Below are 3,712 nucleotides of genomic sequence, written 5' to 3'. Positions count from 1 at the left end.
AACGCGAACCGACAACAGTGGGTACTCGGGTGGTTCGACCGAGACATCTGAAACAACAACCATCGAGTTCCGGCACGCGATGGACGACGACGGCGGCGTAATCGATTCCGTCGAGGGTGCAGGGAACTCTGTTCGAACCAACTGCAAGCGAGCGCGAATCCAATCCGTTTCACCCGCCAACCGACGGTTTCGCGGTAGGTGGTGTTCGTGTGACTCCGCAGAAAATGCAAGAGAGATGCTTCCAGTCGGCAAATCTGTTGCCACCCGAGGGTGCTCATCACCACCGTGAGACTGGCAGCACAGCGCTTTTGCTCCAGAATGCGACTCGTTACCGGAGCCGAGGGAAAAGCACAGTTCCCCTTCTCCGCTTCGCTTCCGCCGTTACAGTGACGTTATCCTGCTGCTGTCTTCGGATTCAACGGGGCACTCAACCCCAGGTCGTATTGACGCACTTCCGGTACGGATCAGCTGACGTGATCAGCTAACCTCAAGGGCTCTGATTCGCTGACGGGACGGCTGGACGACGCTGTCGAACTCGTTCGCTTCGTTCGACGGGGTGTCGCGATAGTAGATCGTGTCGTTGAAGATTCCAGTACCATCACTCGTACCATAATACGTGCTGGTCGTGCGGGTGCCGTTGCTGCTGTTCGGGTTCTTGGAGGTCTTTTCGGTGCCGTAGGAACTGCTGTTGTTCAACTTCTTTGAGACCTGACTGGTGCCATAAGAACCGTTTCCGATCTTTGTCTCCTTCCGGGGCTCTTTTGCTCCGTCACTTCCGTTTCGTTTCTGTTCGATCGCCTTTTCGACCGCTTCGTCGTATTCCTCGTGGGTAGAGTCGCCTGAACTACCGGTGTCGGATGTGCTGAAGAAGTCGCCTCCACCACCTCGCCCGACAGGATTGTTACTACTGCCAACGAAGAGATTACTGCGAGTCGTCGAACCACCGATGGCGAAATGACCGACCCGGAAGTCGGCGATGACGGAGTCTTCGAGTGTGGTATGACTCCACTCGGTCCAGACCGCCGAATGACCGTTATTGTAAGCCGTCAGTCCCTCGATACTGTGTTCAGGGGCCTCCGGGAAGGGGAACTGCTCGACACCGTCCGGGAACATCTGGACCAACACGCCGAATCCGCGGGCGAGGTTCTTGTATCGGAGTTCCGCGTCTGCCGAGTACGTGTGGGCTGTATTGTTCCGGAAGGTAATGTCGATATCAGCCTCGTCCACCTCGAAGCCACCCCGACCATCGTAGAAGAACCCGTTGGCGAGGTATCCACCTGCGGCGTGGTTGCCCTCAAGTACGTTGTTCGGGTTCGAAATCCAGAAGGCGGCCGGCCGGAAGTCGTTTTGTTCGTTCGAATCGCCGCTGGCACTCGCTCTGCCACCGAAGGGCCGGTCTCCCCTGCGAACGCGTCGGTTGAAAACCACTAAATTCTCCCGAAACACGTTGTTCTGTTCGGCTTCGAGACCTTCTTCGACGAGGAAACAGTGGCCGTTGATATCGTACCCAACGTTTCGTTCGTAGGTCACGTTACCAGTGCCGTGGCTGTTGTAGCCGCGTTGGTAACTATCGTGGACGCTGTTGTGTGCGATATACGAGTTCGGCTGTTCGTTGGCGTGATGGAAGTGTAGCGGGTATCGGGCCTTGTGACCAGTCTGACCGGCGTGGTAGATTTCCATCCCCTCGATTTGGACCCGTTTGGGGTCCTTAGCGAAGATGCCATGTGCACCGAAGCCGGTTTCGTATTCGAGGCTGGTGTCTCCTTTCGTCGGGTTGTTGTACGTTCCCTCACCGCCGGGGTTCGAAACCTCATTATCGCCCCGCATGACGACATTGCGAGTCAACAGCCCGACCTCGGCACGCATATCGACGGTTCGTCCCTTGGCCTCTTGAGTCTCTCCGAAGTGGTCGTGGTCCAGTCCCGAGTTGAGTTCCACGGTGTCTCCGTCGACTGATTCGACCGTGCGCCGCTCGGCTTCTGTGGGGTCTGTCCCACTCGGGGCGATTACGATTTCGTCTCCTGGTTCCCAGTTGACCGCCTCTTTGAGTTGGATGCGCCTGTCGCCTGCGTTGGCAGTAGCTCCGAGTTTCGTCCAGTCGGTCTTTTCGCGAGACGCACCGTGTATGTCGATGATGCCACCGTCAAAGGTGCCGAAAAGCTTCGTGCCGATGGCCATCCCACCACTACCTCTAATGCTCTCGTCCGTCTCCGTTCCAGTCAACGTGATAACTGCCTTACTCTGGAAAGGTTCGTCCTCGGTTCCGATGCGAATCATTCCATCGCCCTCGGCCAGGACGTAGTCGCTCGTGAGTTCTCTGTACGCTCCGTCTTTGAATTCCAGAACGCCTTGAACCGTGACACCGCCCAAATTCGGCGTGTTCTGGTCAAGGACCACGTGCTTATCTGAACCAATTGTTACTTCGTCCCCGGCACTCGGGGTCGAACCACTCCACGTTTCCGGGTCTGACCACATTTCGGGCGTGGATGCGTCTGACGACACTGCCCCGCTTTTGCCCATGACCGCACTCGTTGCGAGGGCAGCGGTCGTCCCCTTGAGGAAACGACGCCGATTGAACTGTCTTTTCGCTTTACTCGTTGTTTTCTGGTCGGTATTTCGTCTCACGGCCTTTATTTTCAATGACTTTAAATTTAAAACTTATTTCAAAGCATTATGACGACTGAAAATGACATCTATATGGAACTAACTGAAGAACCAATGGTAGTTCAGAGTGCGAACATAACAGAACAGTGGCTCGGGAGAGTACAATAACACCGGTTGAAGCGCTGTTGAGTACGGTAGCACCGATTGAGACTGTTGAAGTTCAGTTAGTTCGACACGCTAGCGAGTGAAACGCCACGAGGTCGAGTTGCAAGCAGAATCAACTGAGAATGGAATCATACTCAAGTATGACCTCCGGGTGGATTGCCCTCCTCCAGTTCGTTGCGTCACGATACCCGTCTTCGTCGGTGCGGTCGACTGCAGCACCCGTGCGACGGGTGGCAACACGAAAGACGAATTGGAAGAACTGAAACGACGAGTGAAAGAAACGGGTGGGCAGGCACTGTCTAGTTAACTTCCTGGGCTGGCGTTCGACCGTCGAGCGACTGATGCGGGCGTTGAAAATTATAGTAATGAACGAACACTGCAAGCCACCGGCGGACGCTCAGCCGACTGCCCACCCGTGAATTGTGGAAACGGTCAACTCTCATTTTGAACGTCTGAAACCACTTCTCAATCAGGTTTCGGTCTGTATAGTCGACTCGGCAGTTCACCCCTAATCGAGAGAAGGCAGTCCGATAGCCGAAGGCATCAGCTAGAAAAACGGTCTCTGAACAGTCGTGTTTCTCACAAACCCCGTGAGAAACGCAGCTGCCGGATCAGTTCCATGACGCTTGAACAACGCGACGTCAAGAATCACTTTTGTGTCGGGGTCTATTGCATCGTACAACCAAGACCACTCGCCATTGATTTTGACAGCGGTCTCGTCGACCGCGACCCGCCTCGGCGTCGCCTTCGGCGGGTCCGAAATGCTGTCAGACAGCCGATAAACCCACTGAAAAACTGATTGAAACGAGCGTTCTACACCGAGTAACCGAAGAATCGCTTCTGTCTCTCTGAGTGAAAGACCGGCAGCATGGAGTCGGACGGCGAACGCCCTGACGGGCGTCCTCAGAACGCTTCGCGTTCTGATGGGCTGCACGAGAGCTCT

1 protein-coding gene and 1 pseudogene are annotated in these 3,712 nt (G+C 55.3%); both read right to left on the bottom strand.

Annotated features, from left to right (window positions below; all coding sequences use genetic code 11):
• Window positions 1–477: 477 nt before the first annotated feature.
• Window positions 478–2,397, bottom strand: coding sequence for a G8 domain-containing protein (locus QT222_RS04595; RefSeq protein ID WP_491476446.1), 1,920 nt, complete (start codon window positions 2,395–2,397; stop codon window positions 478–480).
• 671 nt (window positions 2,398–3,068) lie between these two features.
• A pseudogene (locus QT222_RS04590) lies at window positions 3,069–3,703 on the bottom strand (IS6 family transposase).
• Window positions 3,704–3,712 lie beyond the last annotated feature (9 nt).

This window comes from Haloferax sp. s1, assembly GCF_058382125.1.
Note: the sequence above shows the minus strand (reverse complement) of the source record. Positions and strands in the feature narration are given on the sequence as shown.